The sequence below is a fragment of the Segeticoccus rhizosphaerae genome (genome assembly GCF_005222685.1).
GTDB classification, from domain to species: domain Bacteria; phylum Actinomycetota; class Actinomycetes; order Actinomycetales; family Dermatophilaceae; genus Segeticoccus; species Segeticoccus rhizosphaerae.
Window position 1 is genome coordinate 93,568 of record NZ_SWMA01000001.1, and the last position, 14,912, is coordinate 108,479.

At 69.0% G+C, this 14,912-nt stretch carries 10 protein-coding genes; 5 read left to right on the top strand and 5 right to left on the bottom strand.

Going from position 1 to position 14,912, the window contains the following annotated elements; all coding sequences use genetic code 11:
• The first annotated feature begins 133 nt into the window (after positions 1 to 133).
• Complete coding sequence (locus FCN22_RS00425; RefSeq protein WP_137119557.1) at positions 134 to 1,555, top strand: glycoside hydrolase family 3 N-terminal domain-containing protein; 1,422 nt, start codon at positions 134 to 136, stop codon at positions 1,553 to 1,555.
• Between the two features lie 31 nt (positions 1,556 to 1,586).
• Here the strand turns inward: FCN22_RS00425 and FCN22_RS00430 are convergent, their stop codons facing one another.
• Positions 1,587 to 1,994, bottom strand: coding sequence for a type II toxin-antitoxin system VapC family toxin (locus FCN22_RS00430; RefSeq protein WP_137119558.1), 408 nt, complete (start codon positions 1,992 to 1,994; stop codon positions 1,587 to 1,589).
• A 1-nt stretch (position 1,995) separates the two neighbouring features.
• Positions 1,996 to 2,226: a hypothetical protein gene (locus FCN22_RS00435; protein WP_137119559.1), complete on the bottom strand. Its 231-nt coding sequence runs from the start codon at positions 2,224 to 2,226 to the stop codon at positions 1,996 to 1,998.
• Between the two features lie 254 nt (positions 2,227 to 2,480).
• Between FCN22_RS00435 and FCN22_RS00440 the strand changes: the two genes are divergently transcribed.
• Positions 2,481 to 5,426, top strand: a complete 2,946-nt coding sequence (locus FCN22_RS00440; RefSeq protein ID WP_137119560.1) for a M36 family metallopeptidase — start codon at positions 2,481 to 2,483, stop codon at positions 5,424 to 5,426.
• Between the two features lie 104 nt (positions 5,427 to 5,530).
• On the opposite strand, the gene FCN22_RS00445 is transcribed toward FCN22_RS00440, so the two are convergent.
• Positions 5,531 to 5,746 (bottom strand): biotin/lipoyl-binding carrier protein, encoded by a 216-nt coding sequence (locus FCN22_RS00445; RefSeq protein ID WP_137119561.1) that lies wholly within the window; start codon positions 5,744 to 5,746, stop codon positions 5,531 to 5,533.
• Between the two features lie 77 nt (positions 5,747 to 5,823).
• Here FCN22_RS00445 and FCN22_RS00450 point away from each other — a divergent pair, with 77 nt between their 5' ends.
• The 3 genes from FCN22_RS00450 to FCN22_RS00460 all read left to right on the top strand — a co-directional run bounded on the left by FCN22_RS00450 (position 5,824) and on the right by FCN22_RS00460 (position 10,269).
• The gene (locus tag FCN22_RS00450) at positions 5,824 to 6,651 is read left to right on the top strand and encodes a PHP domain-containing protein (protein WP_137119562.1); all 828 of its coding nucleotides are present in this window, start codon (positions 5,824 to 5,826) and stop codon (positions 6,649 to 6,651) included.
• A 140-nt stretch (positions 6,652 to 6,791) separates the two neighbouring features.
• Positions 6,792 to 9,602 (top strand): glycoside hydrolase domain-containing protein, encoded by a 2,811-nt coding sequence (locus FCN22_RS00455; protein ID WP_137119563.1) that lies wholly within the window; start codon positions 6,792 to 6,794, stop codon positions 9,600 to 9,602.
• A 31-nt stretch (positions 9,603 to 9,633) separates the two neighbouring features.
• Positions 9,634 to 10,269: a sulfotransferase family 2 domain-containing protein gene (locus FCN22_RS00460; RefSeq protein WP_162308084.1), complete on the top strand. Its 636-nt coding sequence runs from the start codon at positions 9,634 to 9,636 to the stop codon at positions 10,267 to 10,269.
• An 8-nt stretch (positions 10,270 to 10,277) separates the two neighbouring features.
• On the opposite strand, the gene FCN22_RS00465 is transcribed toward FCN22_RS00460, so the two are convergent.
• Both FCN22_RS00465 and FCN22_RS00470 read right to left on the bottom strand, forming a co-directional pair.
• The gene (locus FCN22_RS00465) at positions 10,278 to 12,230 is read right to left on the bottom strand and encodes a glycosyltransferase family 2 protein (protein WP_137119565.1); all 1,953 of its coding nucleotides are present in this window, start codon (positions 12,228 to 12,230) and stop codon (positions 10,278 to 10,280) included.
• 7 nt (positions 12,231 to 12,237) lie between these two features.
• Positions 12,238 to 14,889, bottom strand: a complete 2,652-nt coding sequence (locus tag FCN22_RS00470; RefSeq protein ID WP_162308085.1) for a glycosyltransferase — start codon at positions 14,887 to 14,889, stop codon at positions 12,238 to 12,240.
• Positions 14,890 to 14,912 lie beyond the last annotated feature (23 nt).

Genomic DNA, 14,912 nt, shown 5'->3' on the forward strand with positions numbered 1-14,912 from the left:
CTCGAATTGCCGAAGACCAACCGAATGGCTCTCCCACACGTCATACGGTGAGTCAAACAGCATTCGGGGAACGACACCAGCTGCGGATCCGCGACCGCGGTGCCGTCCTCCATGAGCACGATGGAGAACGACCATGGGCAAGCTCGTGGCAGCAGGAGTCCTGGCGGCGGCACTGACCGCGGCACCGGCGATCGGCGCGGTCCCACAGTCGGCCGCAGACGCCTCGCCGGTCGGCATCCACAACCGTTCGGCCTCTGCCCTCTTGAGCCGGATGACCCTGCAGCAGCGGGTGGGCCAGCTCTTCATGGTGGGCGGCGCCGCCACGGGGGTCAGCAGCGCGACGAGGTCGGCGTTGACCACCTACCACGTCGGCAACGTGATCCTCACCGGACGCAGCACGGCCGGCGTCACCGCGACCCGCAAGGTCAGTGACGGGCTGCAGCGGCTCTCGACGCACCAGACCGACGCCGCGGCGAACCTCCTGGTCTCCACCGACCAGGAGGGCGGCTACGTGCAGGTCCTGCAGGGCCCGGGCTTCTCCCGGATGCCGACGGCGCTCACCCAGGGCACCTGGTCGGACTCGACGCTCTACCGGTCGGCGCGGGCGTGGGCCTGGCAGCTGCGCAGCGCCGGGGTCAACGTCAACCTGGCGCCGGTCATGGACGTCGTGTCGAGCTCGTTCGCGCCCTACAACCAGCCGATCGGCTACTACCAGCGGGAGTTCGGCCACACGCCGAGTGTGGTGGCGAGCAAGGGCGGCTGGTTCCTGCTGGGCATGCGCTCGCGCGGGGTGGGCACGACGGCCAAGCACTTCCCGACGCTCGGTCGGGTGCGCTACAACACCGACACCCACTCCGGCGTGGTGGACCGCACGACCTACTCCAGCTCCACCTGGCTCAATCCCTTCAAGACGGCGATCGCCGACCACAGCAAGTTCGTGATGGTGTCGACCGCCTACTACGAGCACATCGACCCGAACCACCCGGCGGCCTTCTCGCACACCATCGTCACCGACCTGCTGCGGGACAAGCTGGGCTTCACGGGGGTCATCGTCAGCGACGACCTCGGCAATGCCAAGCAGGTGCAGGCGTGGAGCCCGGCCACCCGGGCGATCGAGTTCCTCGACGCGGGAGGGGACCTCGTGCTGACGGGCAACACGACGACGCTGCCGAGCATGGTCAACGCGGTGGTGGCCAAGGCGGAGAGCAACTCGGCGTTCCGCGCCCGGGTCAACCAGTCGGCGCTGCGGGTGCTGCAGGCGAAACAGTCCCTCGGGCTGCTCAGGTGGTATGCGCCGCTCACCGTGAACGGGCGCATGGACGCAGCCACGGCCAGCGCGCTGCAGGTCTACCTGCTCTCCACGAGGACGGGCAGCTGGGACAGCAACACCCGCGAGTGCCTGCAGCGAGTCATCGGGACGGGCGTCGACGGGGTGTGGGGACCCAACTCGCAGGCGGCGCTGCAGAGCTTCCTCGGCATCAGCCACGACGGATCGAGCTCACTGAACGCGCGCACGGTCGCAGCCCTGCAGCGCTACCTCAACGGCCAGCGCTGAGCTCCGGCTGGTCCTCCTTAGATCGGTTTGGCTACAGCCAGGTCTCGATCACGGCGGTGGACCCGGGCGACTTGGCGAACTTTCGGTCGTCGGTGAGCAGCGGCATGTCCAGGGACTCGGCCAGAGCAAGGTAGAACGCGTCGTATGCCGTGTAGTTGCCACGCAGCGCCAGCACCCGCCGCTGGTGGGGCTGCATCGGATAGCGGACGATGGGCAGATCCCTGAAGTCATCGACCATCTGCTCGGCGCGTTCGTCGGTGATTCGGATCGACGGTTTGGACGTCAGCAAAAGGCCCCGTATCGCCGACGTCACCTCGGCATCGATGAGCGCCGGCGCGTGGACGTGCCGTTGTCCGACGAACCTCTCACGCAGTTCGGCATCGCCACGCCGGTTTTGCACGAGGCGAACGACGATCGAGGCATCGACGACAACCGTCATCTCACCGACGATCTTCGTCGATGAATGATCGGATGTCTTCGCCGCTTGCCTCCACGGCGCTCCGAGAAGCGATCCGCGCCAGCACCTCCGTCATGGCCGGACGAGACGTGTCCTCGTGGATCAGTTCCCGCAGGTAACTCGACAGCGACATGTTGCGAGCCGCCGCGCGTGCACGCAGCGCTTGGGCGTCCTGCGACGGGACGTCGCGGACCTGAAGAATCTCGGTGCTCATGGTGACAGGGTACCGAATGTTCATGAACTCTGCATGCACTCGCTGTGGAAGCACCGCCCGGCTCGGTCGCGGGGGATCTGGTGGGCAGGCGCAGGGGCGGAAGGTCAAGCGCACGACTGAATTTGGTCAAGGTTTGTCCAGCGGCGTGCTGAGCATTCCTTACCCCTGGTGCAAACACGTCGGCAACAGTTGTCGGCTGGGGTTTCGGGGAGCAGGATCGGGAAGTTCCTGTCCATTCCCCGAAGGGAAGAAGCATGTCTCGACGCTCAAGGGTCGGCACGACCCTGGCGATAGCGACTGCCTGCACCACCGGCCTGCTGGCGTTCCAGCCCGCGTTCGCGACCGGTGGCCCATCCAGCCCTCGCAGCACGACCCATACCTCCTCGCCTTCGGGCAAGGGCCACTCCGCGGACAAGGCGGAGCAGCAGTCCACGATCGACGTCCGGCAGGGCACGAGCAGGGCGGCCAGGAAGGCCAACACCCGCAAGTCGGCACTGCTGCAGGCGAGGCCCGCGGTCCGCGAGCTGTCCCAGCAGCTCGGCACCCAGTCGGTCATCGACATCGACCCGCTCACCGGCACGCCGCGGCAGGTCAGCCGGCTCGACGGCCTGCTCACCGGCCCGTCGGCGTCGTCCGCCGCCAGCATCGCGCTGTCCTACGTCCGTGACCACGCGGCCGTCTTCAAGCTGAGCACGAGCGACCTCGACCACCTCGAGCTGGCGCGCGACTACGTCGACATCGCGGGCATCCGCCACCTGTCCTTCGTCCAGAAGGTCGACGGCGTCCCGCTGTTCGGCAACGGCCTCAAGGCGAACGTCACCAAGGACGGCCGGCTGATCAACGTGACGGGCTCGCCCGTCGCCGGGCTGCACTCGCCCGCCTCGGTGCGGGGTGGCCTCAGCGTCAACGAGGCGATCCGCGCGGCCAAGAAGGACGTCGGCGAGGCAGATGTGGCGCCGGCCAAGGGCGACAGTGGCAAGGAGGTCCTCTTCCAGACTCCGGGCGGCACCCGCCGGGCGATCCAGACGGTGACCATGTCGGCGTCCCAGCCGACGCTTGCCGTGATCGATGCCGAGAGCGGCCGGGTGCTCTACCGCGACTTCCTGAGCTCCGACCTCGTGGATTCGGCTGTCGGCCAGGCGCGGACGGAGGTCCCGGCCAAGAACGGACCGAACACGCGCAAAGCGGCGAAGCAGGTGAGGGCCAAGAAGCAGGTGGCCAGGGTCTTCGACTGGTATCCAGGCGCCCCGGGCTCCGGCGGCAAGACGCACCGGGTCAACCTCAACAAGAGGGGTTGGCTGCCGCGGGGGTCGGTCGTCCTGTTCGGCAACAACGTCCACTCCTACAGCGACGTCAACGACAACAACGTCGCCGACTCGGGCGAGGAGATCGCGCCGACCGGCAGGAAGGGCTACATCTTCCCGCTGGTGAGGACGTCCCCGCCCAAGGACGTCGACCGGTGTGCGACGTGGGCCTGCACCTGGCTGCCCGAGACGCCGTTCTCCTGGCAGGACAACGAGTCCCGCACCGCGGTGCAGAACTTCTACTTCGTCAACACCTGGCACGACTACCTGGAGAAGGCGCCGATCGGCTTCACCGAGGCCGCAGGCAACTTCCAGCAGGTCAACTCCAGCGGCCAGGGCAAGGGCGGCGACTCGGTGCACAACGAGTCGCTGGACGGTGCGGACACCGCGGCCGGCCTGCCCGACCTGCGCCACATCGACAACGCCAACTTCGCCACCCCGCCGGACGGCATCTCGCCGACCATGCAGATGTACCTGTGGAGCGCGCCGCACTACATCGACCAGTTCATCCCGACGATGGGCTCGGACGAGGCGGACATCGTCTACCACGAGTACACCCACGGCCTGTCCCACCGGCTGGTGACCGACGCCAACAACAACCCGGCGCTCGACTCCCACCAAGGCGGCTCGATGGGTGAGGCCTGGAGCGACTGGTACGCGCTGGACTACCTGGTCAACCAGGGCCACATCAAGGACAGGAAAGGGGCCGGCGACATTCAAACGGGCTACTACGTCGGTGCCGGCAAGGGCATCCGCAGCGAGGCCACTGACTGCAAGGTCGGCTCCACCTCGCCGGCCTGCCCGGGCATCGAGAGCACCGGTCCCGGCGGCTACACCTACGGCGACTTCGAAGCCCTGTACACAGACGGGCGCGTCCACCGGGCTGGCGAGATCTGGACCCAGAGCCTGTGGGACCTGCGCACCGCGGTCGGGCCCAAGCTGGCCGAGTCGCTCGTGACCCGCGCCATGGAGCTCTCGCCGACCTACCCGTCATACCTGGACATGCGCAACTCCATCCTCCAGGCGGACGAGGCGATCTACGGCGGCCAGCACGTGAAGAAGGTCTGGAAGGTCTTCGCGCATCGCGGGATGGGCTTCTTCGCCGGCACCGTCGACGGCAACGACCTGCACCCGGTGGAGGACTTCAACACGCCGCCGGCGGCGGACACCCCGCGCGGCACCGTCACCGGCACGGTCACCGACCAGTCGACCGACGATCCGGTCGCCGGGGCCACGGTGGCCTTCGGCGGTCACAACTCCGGGTTCCCGGGCGACTACGCCGCCACGACAGCTGCGGATGGCACCTACACCATCGAGGGGATCATCCCCGGCACCTATCCCGACGTCTTCGTCGGTGGGGCTGGCTACGACTCCCAGGTGACGACGCTGTCGGTCGGCCGCGGCTCGACGACCAAGGACTGGTCGCTCGTGCGTGACTGGGCGGCTTCGGCCGGTGGCGCCACGGTGACCGATTTCACCGGGCCGGACTACACGCCATACGGCTGTGGTCCGTCGTCGATCATCGACCAGTCGCTCGGCCAGGGCTGGGGCAGTGACGCGGCCGACGGTGGGCAGTACGTCGTGATCAAGCTGCCGCAGGCGGTCGACATCAGCACGGTGGCGATCGACCCGTCCAACACCTGTGGTGACGGGCCGGAGGCGGCCACGGCCGGCTACACGGTCGAGACCTCGCCCGACGGCACGACGTGGACGATGGCCGCGCAGGGCACCTTCGGCGCGGACAACCTCGGCAAGCTCAACTCCGTGACGCCGACCGCCGGCGCGGCGGGGGTGCAGTACGTGAAGTACACGATGCTCGACCCGCAGGGTGGGCCGGGTGTGCAGTTCCTCGACTCCAGTGAGATCGAGGTCTACGGGGCGCCCAGCGGCGGCTGAGCGGCGCGCGTCCGGTCGGTGCCGGGTCGGCTGCCTGCAGAGGTATGCCGGCCCGGCACCGGCATGTCACGGCCCCGATCCCCCCGGTCGCCAGAGAGATCGGCTCAGTCGATGACGACCAGGACGTCGCCCTCCTGGACCACGTCGCCGGGGGTCACCCGCACGTCGGTGACGGTGCCGGGCTCCTCGGCCACGACGGGGATCTCCATCTTCATCGACTCCAGCAGCGCCACCTCGTCACCGGCCTGCACCGAGCTGCCGACCCGGACGTGCACGAGGGCGACGTTGGCCACCAGGTCCGAGGCGATCCGCTGCGTCATGACGCCGACTCTACGGGCAGGGAGTTGTCCGGGCGGCACGCCGACGGGGTGAGACCGGGCCCACCTAGCCTTGGGCCATGCGCATCGACCTGCACACCCACTCCACCGCGAGCGACGGCACGGACAGCCCGGCGGAGCTGGTGCGGGCGGCTCGACGGGCTGGCCTGGACGTGGTGGCGATCACCGACCACGACACCACGGCGGGCTGGGCCGAGGCGTCGGCGGAGGCCGAGCGACTCGGCCTCGGGCTGGTCCGCGGCATCGAGATCTCCTGCGCGCACCGGGGGACGAGCATCCACCTGCTCGGCTACCTGATCGACCCCACGCACCCGGGCCTGCTCGCAGAGCTGGAGAAGACACGGGTCAGCCGTGAGACCCGCGCGCAACGGATCGTCGAGCGCCTCGCCCGGGACGTGCCGATCACGTATGACGAGGTGCTCGCCCAGGCGCGCGACGGCTCGACGATCGGTCGGCCGCACATCGCGGACGCGTTGGTGGCGACGGGGATCGTGGCCGACCGGGACGTGGCGTTCGCCTCCTACCTGCGGGACGACTCGCCATACTTCGTCTCCCACTACGCACCCCACGTCGTCGAGGCGGTGCGGTTGGTCCGTGAAGCGGGGGGCGTGCCGGTGATGGCGCACCCGTTTGCGGCGGCGCGGGGACGGACGGTGGGCGACGAGGTGATCGAGGAGATGGCGGCGGCCGGTCTGGGCGGGCTGGAGGTGCACCACCGCGACCATTCGGCCGAGGCGGTCGCGCACGGCGACGCGCTGGCGAGTCGGCTCGGACTCCTCGTCACCGGGTCAAGCGACTACCACGGCACGGGCAAGCTCAATCAGCTCGGCGAGCGGACGACTCCGCCGGAGACGCTCGCGCGGATCCGGGAGCTGGCCGGCACCTGACCTCTGCGCCGTCCTCGGCCTCACGACGAATTCGCCGGCGGCGGCGGCACCGAATGCCATGCGTCCCGTGCCATGCTTGGCTCGCTCGTCGGGGGCTGACCCAGATCGTGATGGACGACCGTACGTGAAAGAGGGATCGCATGGCTCGCCGGTTCCGTGCCCGGCTCGCGTGGCTCGGCGTGTTGGTGATGGCGCTGTCGCTCAACCCGGCCGCGCTTGCTCCCGCCTACTCCGCCACCACGAGCTCCGTCGCCGGCTCCGGCGTGGACCACCCGGAGCTCCGGACGGTGAGCTACCGGGGCATCCAGGTCGAGGTGCCCTCGACCTGGCCGGTCCACGACCTGACGTCCGCCCCCGACACCTGTGTGCGGTTGGACCGCAACGCCGTCTACGTGGGCGCTCCCGGTGCAGACCAGGACTGCCCTGCTCGGGCGATCGGCCGGTCCGACACCGTCTGGCTCCGTCCCGCCAGCCCGCAGGCCCGGTCGCTGCCCCGGTCCTCCGCGAAGGTCGGCGGCCTCGACGCGGTCGTCCGCTCGGACGCCGGCGGACACGTCAAACACGTCTCGTTCACCGGCCGAGGAGTCGAGGCCGAGGTCTCGTGGGCTGCCGACCCGACCGTGGTCGACCGCGTGCTCTCGAGTGCGTCGCCCACCTCCACCGCGCCGTCGGCGCAGCCGTCCACGTCCGACCGCGCGTCGGCCGAGGGCACCAGCCGCGACCTGGCACGCACCGCGAGCCTCTCCACGGCGACCGCACCGGCGCAGTCCACCGCGGGCGGTATGGGGTTCGACACCTGCGCTGCCCCCTCGACCGCCGTCATGGACGACTGGCTGTCCTCCCCCTACCGCTCGGTCGGCATCTACCTCGGCGGGTCGATGCGCGCCTGCCCCGACGGCAACCTCTCCGCCGCCTGGGTGGACCAGGTCAAAGGGATGGGCTGGGGCCTGATGCCCCTGTGGGTGGGCCCGCAGGCGCCCTGCGTCATCCAGGACAACCTCGCCCACATCGACCCGGCCCAGGCGGCGGCGCAGGGCAAGGCCAATGCCGCGGATGCGGTCACTCGGGCACAGTACTTCGGCCTCGGCCCGGGCACTCCGATCTACTACAACATGGAGGGCTACGCCCGCGGTGACGCGGCATGCACCGCAACGGTGCTCACCTTCGTCACGGCGTGGACCAACGAGCTGCACCGGCTCGGCTACGGCTCCGGGGTCTACGGCGGCAGCGGGTCGCTCATGGTGGACATGTCCAACGCGGTCGGGTCCAGCGGTTTCGCACCGCCGGACGATGTGTGGTTCGCGCACTGGAACGGCCTGCAGACCACCTCCGACTCGGCCTCCTACCCGGACTTTCGTGACGGGTACTGGTCGAGGCACCAGCGGCTGCACCAGTACAACACGCTGACCCAGAGCTGGGGCGGCTCGACGATCAACATCGACGCCAATTGGCTCGACGGCGCCGTCGCCGGCCGGGCCGTGCCGGTCAGTTACGGCACTCGCACGTATGGCCCCGGAAGCACGTCCTTCGTCTTCACCGGCAAGATGAACTACTGGCGCAAGAACGACCCCTACGGGCGCCAGGCGATGTCCTACTGGACCCATCCGAGCAGCGACGGCACCGAGTACAACGGTGCCACCTGGTCGCCGAGGCTGTCGCGTGGGCTCTACCGCGTCTCGGCAAGCATCCCGAAGACGAATGCGACGGCCCAGGCCCACTACACCGTGACCGATGCGCAGGGCGTGACCGACAAGGTCGTCGACCAAGGGGCGGTCACCTCGGACGGCGTCGAGCGGTACACCTCGCTCGGCACCTACCTGGCCCGCTCCGGCAGCTCCGTCACCGTGCACGTGGCCGATGACGGCCCGGGGCCGACGACGGACAGGATCGGCGTGGACGCCATGCGCTTCGAGCTGGTGGCGACCGTCCCGGGCACACCGACCTCGGTCTCCGCCGTCGCCGGCAACGCTCGCGCGACCGTGAGCTGGTCTGCCGCCCCGTCCAACGGCAGCGCGATCACCGGCTACACCGTGACCGCGTCCCCGGGTGGGGCGACCGCGCGTGTCTCCGGTTCCGCGAGGTCCGCCGTGGTGTCGGGTCTGACCAACGACACCACCTACACGTTCACCGTGCGCGCGACCAACGTCGTGGGGACCGGTCCGGCCTCGCAGCCGTCCAACGCCGCGCGGCCCTCCGCCTGGGGCTTGTTCCACGTGGTGGAGCCGGTGCGGGTGTTGGACACGCGGTCCGGGGAGACGGCGAATCCGCGGCGGACGGCGTTGGGTGCGGGTGAGAGCGTGCGGGTCAAGGTGGCCGGGGTTTCTGGTTCGCCGGTGCCGGCGGGTGCGACGGCGGCGGCGTTGAACGTGACGGTGACCGGTCCGAGGGCGAATGGGTTGTTGTATGTCGGGGCGGGGTCGGATGGTCGGTCGACGTTGAACTTCGCCAAGGGGCAGACGTTGGCGCACCTGGGGATCACCAGGGTGCGGTCGGACGGGACCGTGACGATCGTGAACCACTCCCGTGGAGCGGTGCACGTGCTGGTCGACGCGACCGGCTATTTCACCCGGTCGACCTCGGGCGGCAGCTACCAGGTGGTGGAGCCGGTGCGGGTGTTGGACACGCGGTCCGGGGAGGCGGCGAATCCGCGGCGGACGGCGTTGGGTGCGGGTGAGAGCGTGCGGGTCAAGGTGGCCGGGGTGTCTGGTTCGCCGGTGCCGGCGGGTGCGACGGCGGCGGCGTTGAACGTGACGGTGACCGGTCCGAGGGCGAATGGGTTGTTGTATGTCGGGGCGGGGTCGGATGGTCGGTCGACGTTGAACTTCGCCAAGGGGCAGACGTTGGCGCACCTGGGGATCACCAGGGTGCGGTCGGACGGGACCGTGACGATCGTGAACCACTCCCGTGGAGCGGTGCACGTGCTGGTCGACGCGACCGGCTATCTTCGCTGACCGACGGCTCTACGACGAGGAGGCCCGTGCGGTGCCAGTCTTCAGGAAAGACGGTCGGAGCGTTCTGTTCATCCACGTTCCCAAGGCCGGTGGTTCGAGCATTGAGCGAGTGTTCGGCGACGCTGGCTACACCGTCCACTACCGCGACCCACGCCTGGGCAAGGGATCGCTCAACCGCCTACGGCGCTGCTCGCCACAGCACATGCACGCGTCGATCCTCCAGGAGGTCTTCCGGATCGACCTGTTCGACGTCGTCTTCATGGTGACCCGGCACCCGCTGACGCGCTTCCGCTCCGAATACGGCTACGCGAGGCGCCACGAGGACGTGGCGACCGACTCCGAGGCGGTCGAGCAGTGGGCCGAGAAGGCGTTCAGCGCCTACGCGAAAGACCCGTTCCACCTGGACAACCACCTCCGACCGCAGTCTGACTTCTACCTGCCCGGGTGCACCGTCTATCGGCTCGAGGACGGCATGGAGCGCGTCATGACCGACCTCGGACGGCGCCTCGGCACCGACTTCGGCGGCGAGGTCCCTCGCGTCCTGGAGCGCAAGAAGGAGAGCGGGGTCTCCAGCAGCGAGTTCACGGTGTCCGGACAGTTGCAGCGTCGGGTCGAGGCGTTCTACAGCGAGGACTACGACCGCTTCGGCTACCAGCGCGGAGCCTGAGGCGAGGATCAGTTGCGGCGCGCCCAACGCGCGCGAGCCGTCCGCAGGCCCTTGGCCGTTCTTCTTTTGGCCGAGATCGCTGTCGCCCGCAGAGCGGCACGTCCGCGGCCGGTATGCACGGCCTCAGGCGTGTTCGGCGGTTCCGACGGCGGTCGAGATGCCCGCACGACCCGCACTCCGTCCGCCCCTCGCCGCAGACCCGCCAACGGTCGGCTGGCCCGGATCCCGAACCGGGCCCGCACCGCGTGGACCTCATCGTCCTCGGGCACCTCGACGAAGGCCAGCAGGGTGGCCCCGGCCGCATTGGCGATGACCCGGGCCGGGTGGGCGTGGTCGTCGACCAGCACCTCGCCGGACAGGCTCGAGCGCGCACCGGCCGGGACGTGCACGTGGGGCAGCGGCCAGCGGATCGCGACCTGTTTCTCCTCGCTCGTCACCACCAGGCCCTTGCGGTCGGGCCGGGCGTGGTCCAGCAACGCGCGTGCCTCCGACCTGGTGTCCACGGCGACCGTGCCACCCACGGTGGTGTAGAGCAGCGCCTGCCGTCCGTCCCCGATGGCGAGGTCGGAGACCGGCTTCGGGGCGGCGAGCCGTGCCTTGAGCGGCCAGCCGAGACCGAGGATGCGGATGACCAGATCCCAGATGCCGTCGTCGAGCGGCTCGCCGAAGGCCGCAGTCGCGGGGTCGAGCTCAGCCCGGAGGCTGAACGTCAGCCGATCCCCGTCGACGTCCAGTCCGCCCTCCGTGGGGAGGTTCCAGTCGACCAGGTCCTGTCGGCGGTGGACGATCAGGTCGGAGCGGCTCGCGGCCAGGGCATCGGTCAGGTCGGTCTCCTCCGGTGACAACCCCAGGTGGTCGGGCACGACCCGGTGCACCCGGCCGTCCACGCGTGCCACGCGCACCGGCCCCGAGGCTCCCTCGACATGCCCGCGGCAGACGAGCACCCACCGGTCGCCCTCCCAGGACACCCGGGTCTCGCTGACTGCGGGCCGGATGCCTCGATCGAGCTCGGCGAGCCCGGCCAGGGCCTCCCAGTCGCCACGGCGCAACAGGACCGAGCGCATCCGGTCGGCCGGGGTGAGCGCGGCGTCGATGCCGGGTGGGAAGTAGTGCAACAGCCCGCTGAACTTCTCGGCGAGGGTGCCGCGATAGGAGTCGCTGAAGCCGAGCAGCTGCGGGTTGAGCCGCTCCAGGATCCGGCTGCGGTACCACCGGGCCAGCAGGGTGTCCCGCTTGGTGCCGGGCGGCAGCTCACGCACGATCGGCTGGAGAGACCGTTCGAAGGAATCCCAGTAGACCTGCACGTCATACCCGGCCTTGTGGCTGTTCCCGGTGCCGATGATCCACGTGTAGCAGGGGTACGCAGCGAAGATGGCGACCTTCTCGGTGCGGACGAAGGCCTGGGCATTGAAGTCGAAGTCCTCCAGCCGGATCCGCCCCTCGGGGAACCGGATGTCGTGCTCGAGGAGGTACTCCCGGCGATAGAGCTTGTGCGGTGTGAGGCAGGCGACCACCTCCGCGTCCCAGTGGGTGACGCGCGGGACGTTCTCACGCCAGGTGGCCCACCCCGGCGTCTTCCACCCGTCGACGACCTCCTTCGGGATGACCACGTCTGCGTCCACGTCCCGGGCGAACGCGACGAGCCGCTCGAGGGCTTCCGGGAACATGGCGTCGTCGTGGTCCATGAAGAGCACGTAGTCACCCGACGCGCGCTGCACCCCGACGTTGCGGGGACGTCCCGGCCAACCCGAGCCCGGGATCCGGTCTACGACCAGGTTGGGATAGACGCCGGCCAACCTCTGCAGCCGGTCGAAGGTGTCGTCGGTCGAGCCGTCGTCGATGACCACGACCTCGAACTCGGACGGGTCCAGCGACTGCCGCTGCAGCTCGGACAGCGTCCACTCGATCCGTGCCCCCGTGTTGTAGGACGCCATGACCACGCTGACATCGACGGTCCCCATGGCCCACCTACCGCGTCGCGGACTGATCGCCGGATGAGGTGGCAGGCTCGCCGCGGTCGAAGTGGGCGGCCGGGACCCCGATGGCCCGGTAGAACTCTTCGACCGCCTCCTGGTTGTATGCCGTGGCGTCGAAGGCGCGCTTGGGCACCTCACCGGCCAGTGCACGTCGCATCCCGCCGGCCAGAGCCTCCACCGATCGGTCCACCACCAGCCCGACGTTCTCGGGCAGGGCACCGCCGACCGAGGCGAAGTCTGTCGAGACGACAGGAAGCCCCAACACGAGCGCTTCGAGGATCACCATCGGTTGTCCCTCGTAATCGCTGGAGAGCACGAAGCAGTCCGACTCGGCCAGGATGGCGAAGGGATTGTTCTGGTGGCCGGCCAGGATGACGGCGCGGGCGAGGCCGAGCCCGAGGGCGAGCGACTGGAGCTCCTCCTGGAGAGGGCCGCTGCCCACGATGACCAGTCTGGTCGCGGGGTGCTCCTGGTGGACGGCGTCGAACGCACGGATCAGTCGGGCATGGTTCTTCTCCGGGGAGAGCCGACCCACGGTCACGAACGTCGTGACACCGGGGGCTTCCGGCAGCACCGTATCGACCGTGCGACGCCGCTGGACCTCGGCCTCTATGGCGTCCAAACCGTAGGACCGCGCAAGCTCGGCGACCGCGGTCGGGAGCGGCGTGACCGGGATGGTGGCGCTGTCGTCGCGGTCTCTGGAGCCACCGTCCAAGCCGTGCGCCATGGTGGTGATGCGCCGATCGTTGATCGTGTTCCGCGCATACGTGTGCTTCTCCGGGTCATCCACCTCTGTGAGCTTCCTGGCATTGATCTCCATCAGTGCCTTGGACACCGAGACCAGGTGGTCGTAGCCGGCATACGTGGAGAAGACGCCTCGGAGGTTGGCCTCGTGCGCACGACGGCCGTCGACCTCTCGCTCCTGATCGGCCTTGAGGTCGTTGTGCAGCCAGATGGAGTGGCTCGCGGCCTCTCCCTGCAGCAGGAGGAAGGACCAGAAGGCTGCATAGCCGCTGAAGTCGATGATGTGGTCGAAGGATGCCTCCCCGAAGCAACGCCGCCACTCGTCGCGAAAGAGGGCTGTGACGCCGGGGACGTCCAGTCCGGGAGCGTTCATCCCCAACTCGAGAAGCCGGTTGCGGTCTCGCTTGTGTCGCTTGCTGGGCGTCATGCCACCCACCCTCGGGATGACCCTGACCCGAGGATGGATCGCGGCGGCATTCCTGGCCTGGTCGGCATTGCGGCTGTAGGTGTAGAAGGCCGTGACATCGAAGCGGTCGTGGTCGATGTTGTTGAGCAGGTTGATCGCAGACGTGGTGATGCCGTTCGAACGCATCCCACCGAGATAGATCAGGATCCGTCGTCGTCCGTCGTGACGGGCGGGCCGCACGTCATACCCCCGACGCTTTCCGCCGAAGATGATGTCGATGACCCGCTCCGTCGCGTGTCCGTCGTCCTTCGGCGCGAAGCGGCCGCGCACCGTGTCGTAGGCCTCGCGGTGTGAGACGAGCGGATCCTCCGGGTCCCCTGACCCGGCTGCGACGACGAGCCGCGCCAACTCGGGGATCCGTGACACCACGGGCCCGGGGAGCTCGTCCGGCGCCAGGTAGAGCCCGCGGTAGCCCTCGTAGTCCCTGAGGTCCGGGGTGAAGAAGATGATGGGACGGCCGGTGGACAAGAAGTCGAAGAAGACGCTCGAGTAGTCGTTGACGAGCACGTCCGTCACCCCGAGCACCACATTGGTGGGTATCTCGTTCGGCACCAGGGTGTCCCTCAGGTCCGGTTGCTCGAGCGCGAAGCCATAGGCCTGCTGGTGCACCTTGAGCAGCACGATGTGGTCGGGCGGCAGCTGTGCCCGTAGGCGGCGCACCCGTTGCCCCAGGGCGGCGGCGTCATTGCTCGGTGAGTGGAATGACTGCCCCCGCCAGGTGGGCGCATACAGAACGATCTTCTGGCCCTGTTCGAGGGGGATCCCCGAAGCGCGCAGCCGGGCCAGGACGCGGAGTCGCTCCGACGCGTCCAGGTGCTGCCGGTCCACCCGCGGTGCGCCCTCGGTGACGATCTCGCCGCTGAAGACGTTCGTGAGTCGGTAGGACGACTCGTACATCTGCTCGGCCATGAACGGGCTGGAGGCGAGCAGGTAGTCGGCGCTGAGGAGGTTGCGTATGACGTTGCGCGCGTTGGGGCCGCCCTCCGGCTCGTCATACCCCATGGTCTTGAGCGGCGTGCCGTGCCAGGTGTTCACGTAGACCTGACCCTCGCGCTTGCCGAAGTCCGGCGGGAAGGTCGCGTTGTTGACCAGGTACTTCGCGGTTGCCAGGGCACGGTGGTACGACGGCGAGCCCTGCTGGACGAAGCGGACCCTGGGGTGCCGCGCAAACTCCCTCATGGTCGCGCCGGCGGCCTCATCGTCACTGATGACCCAGATGTGGTGGAGATGGGCATACCGGCTGTCCTCGAGCAGACCACGGAAGATCGCCTCCGGGTTGCACAGCACCCCGTTTCCGGCGAACGACTCGTAGAGGACGTGCGTCTCCTCGAGCGGCCGGGCGCGCCAGAAGAGCCGCCACTCGAACTGCCCGGTCTTCCGCAACTTGCGGCTCACCCTCCGCAGGCCTTTCGGGGCAGGGATCTTCGGGGTCACGCACTTGCTCCTCACCGGCTCGA

What these genes read in the sequence shown, in the direction of transcription:
- FCN22_RS00425 (WP_137119557.1), top strand. Translation starts at nt 134, where the DNA reads ATGGGCAAGCTCGTGGCAGCAGGAGTCCTGGCGGCGGCACTGACCGCG.
- FCN22_RS00430 (WP_137119558.1), bottom strand. Translation starts at nt 1,994, where the DNA reads ATGACGGTTGTCGTCGATGCCTCGATCGTCGTTCGCCTCGTGCAAAAC.
- FCN22_RS00435 (WP_137119559.1), bottom strand. Translation starts at nt 2,226, where the DNA reads ATGAGCACCGAGATTCTTCAGGTCCGCGACGTCCCGTCGCAGGACGCC.
- FCN22_RS00440 (WP_137119560.1), top strand. Translation starts at nt 2,481, where the DNA reads ATGTCTCGACGCTCAAGGGTCGGCACGACCCTGGCGATAGCGACTGCC.
- FCN22_RS00445 (WP_137119561.1), bottom strand. Translation starts at nt 5,746, where the DNA reads ATGACGCAGCGGATCGCCTCGGACCTGGTGGCCAACGTCGCCCTCGTG.
- FCN22_RS00450 (WP_137119562.1), top strand. Translation starts at nt 5,824, where the DNA reads ATGCGCATCGACCTGCACACCCACTCCACCGCGAGCGACGGCACGGAC.
- FCN22_RS00455 (WP_137119563.1), top strand. Translation starts at nt 6,792, where the DNA reads ATGGCTCGCCGGTTCCGTGCCCGGCTCGCGTGGCTCGGCGTGTTGGTG.
- FCN22_RS00465 (WP_137119565.1), bottom strand. Translation starts at nt 12,230, where the DNA reads ATGGGGACCGTCGATGTCAGCGTGGTCATGGCGTCCTACAACACGGGG.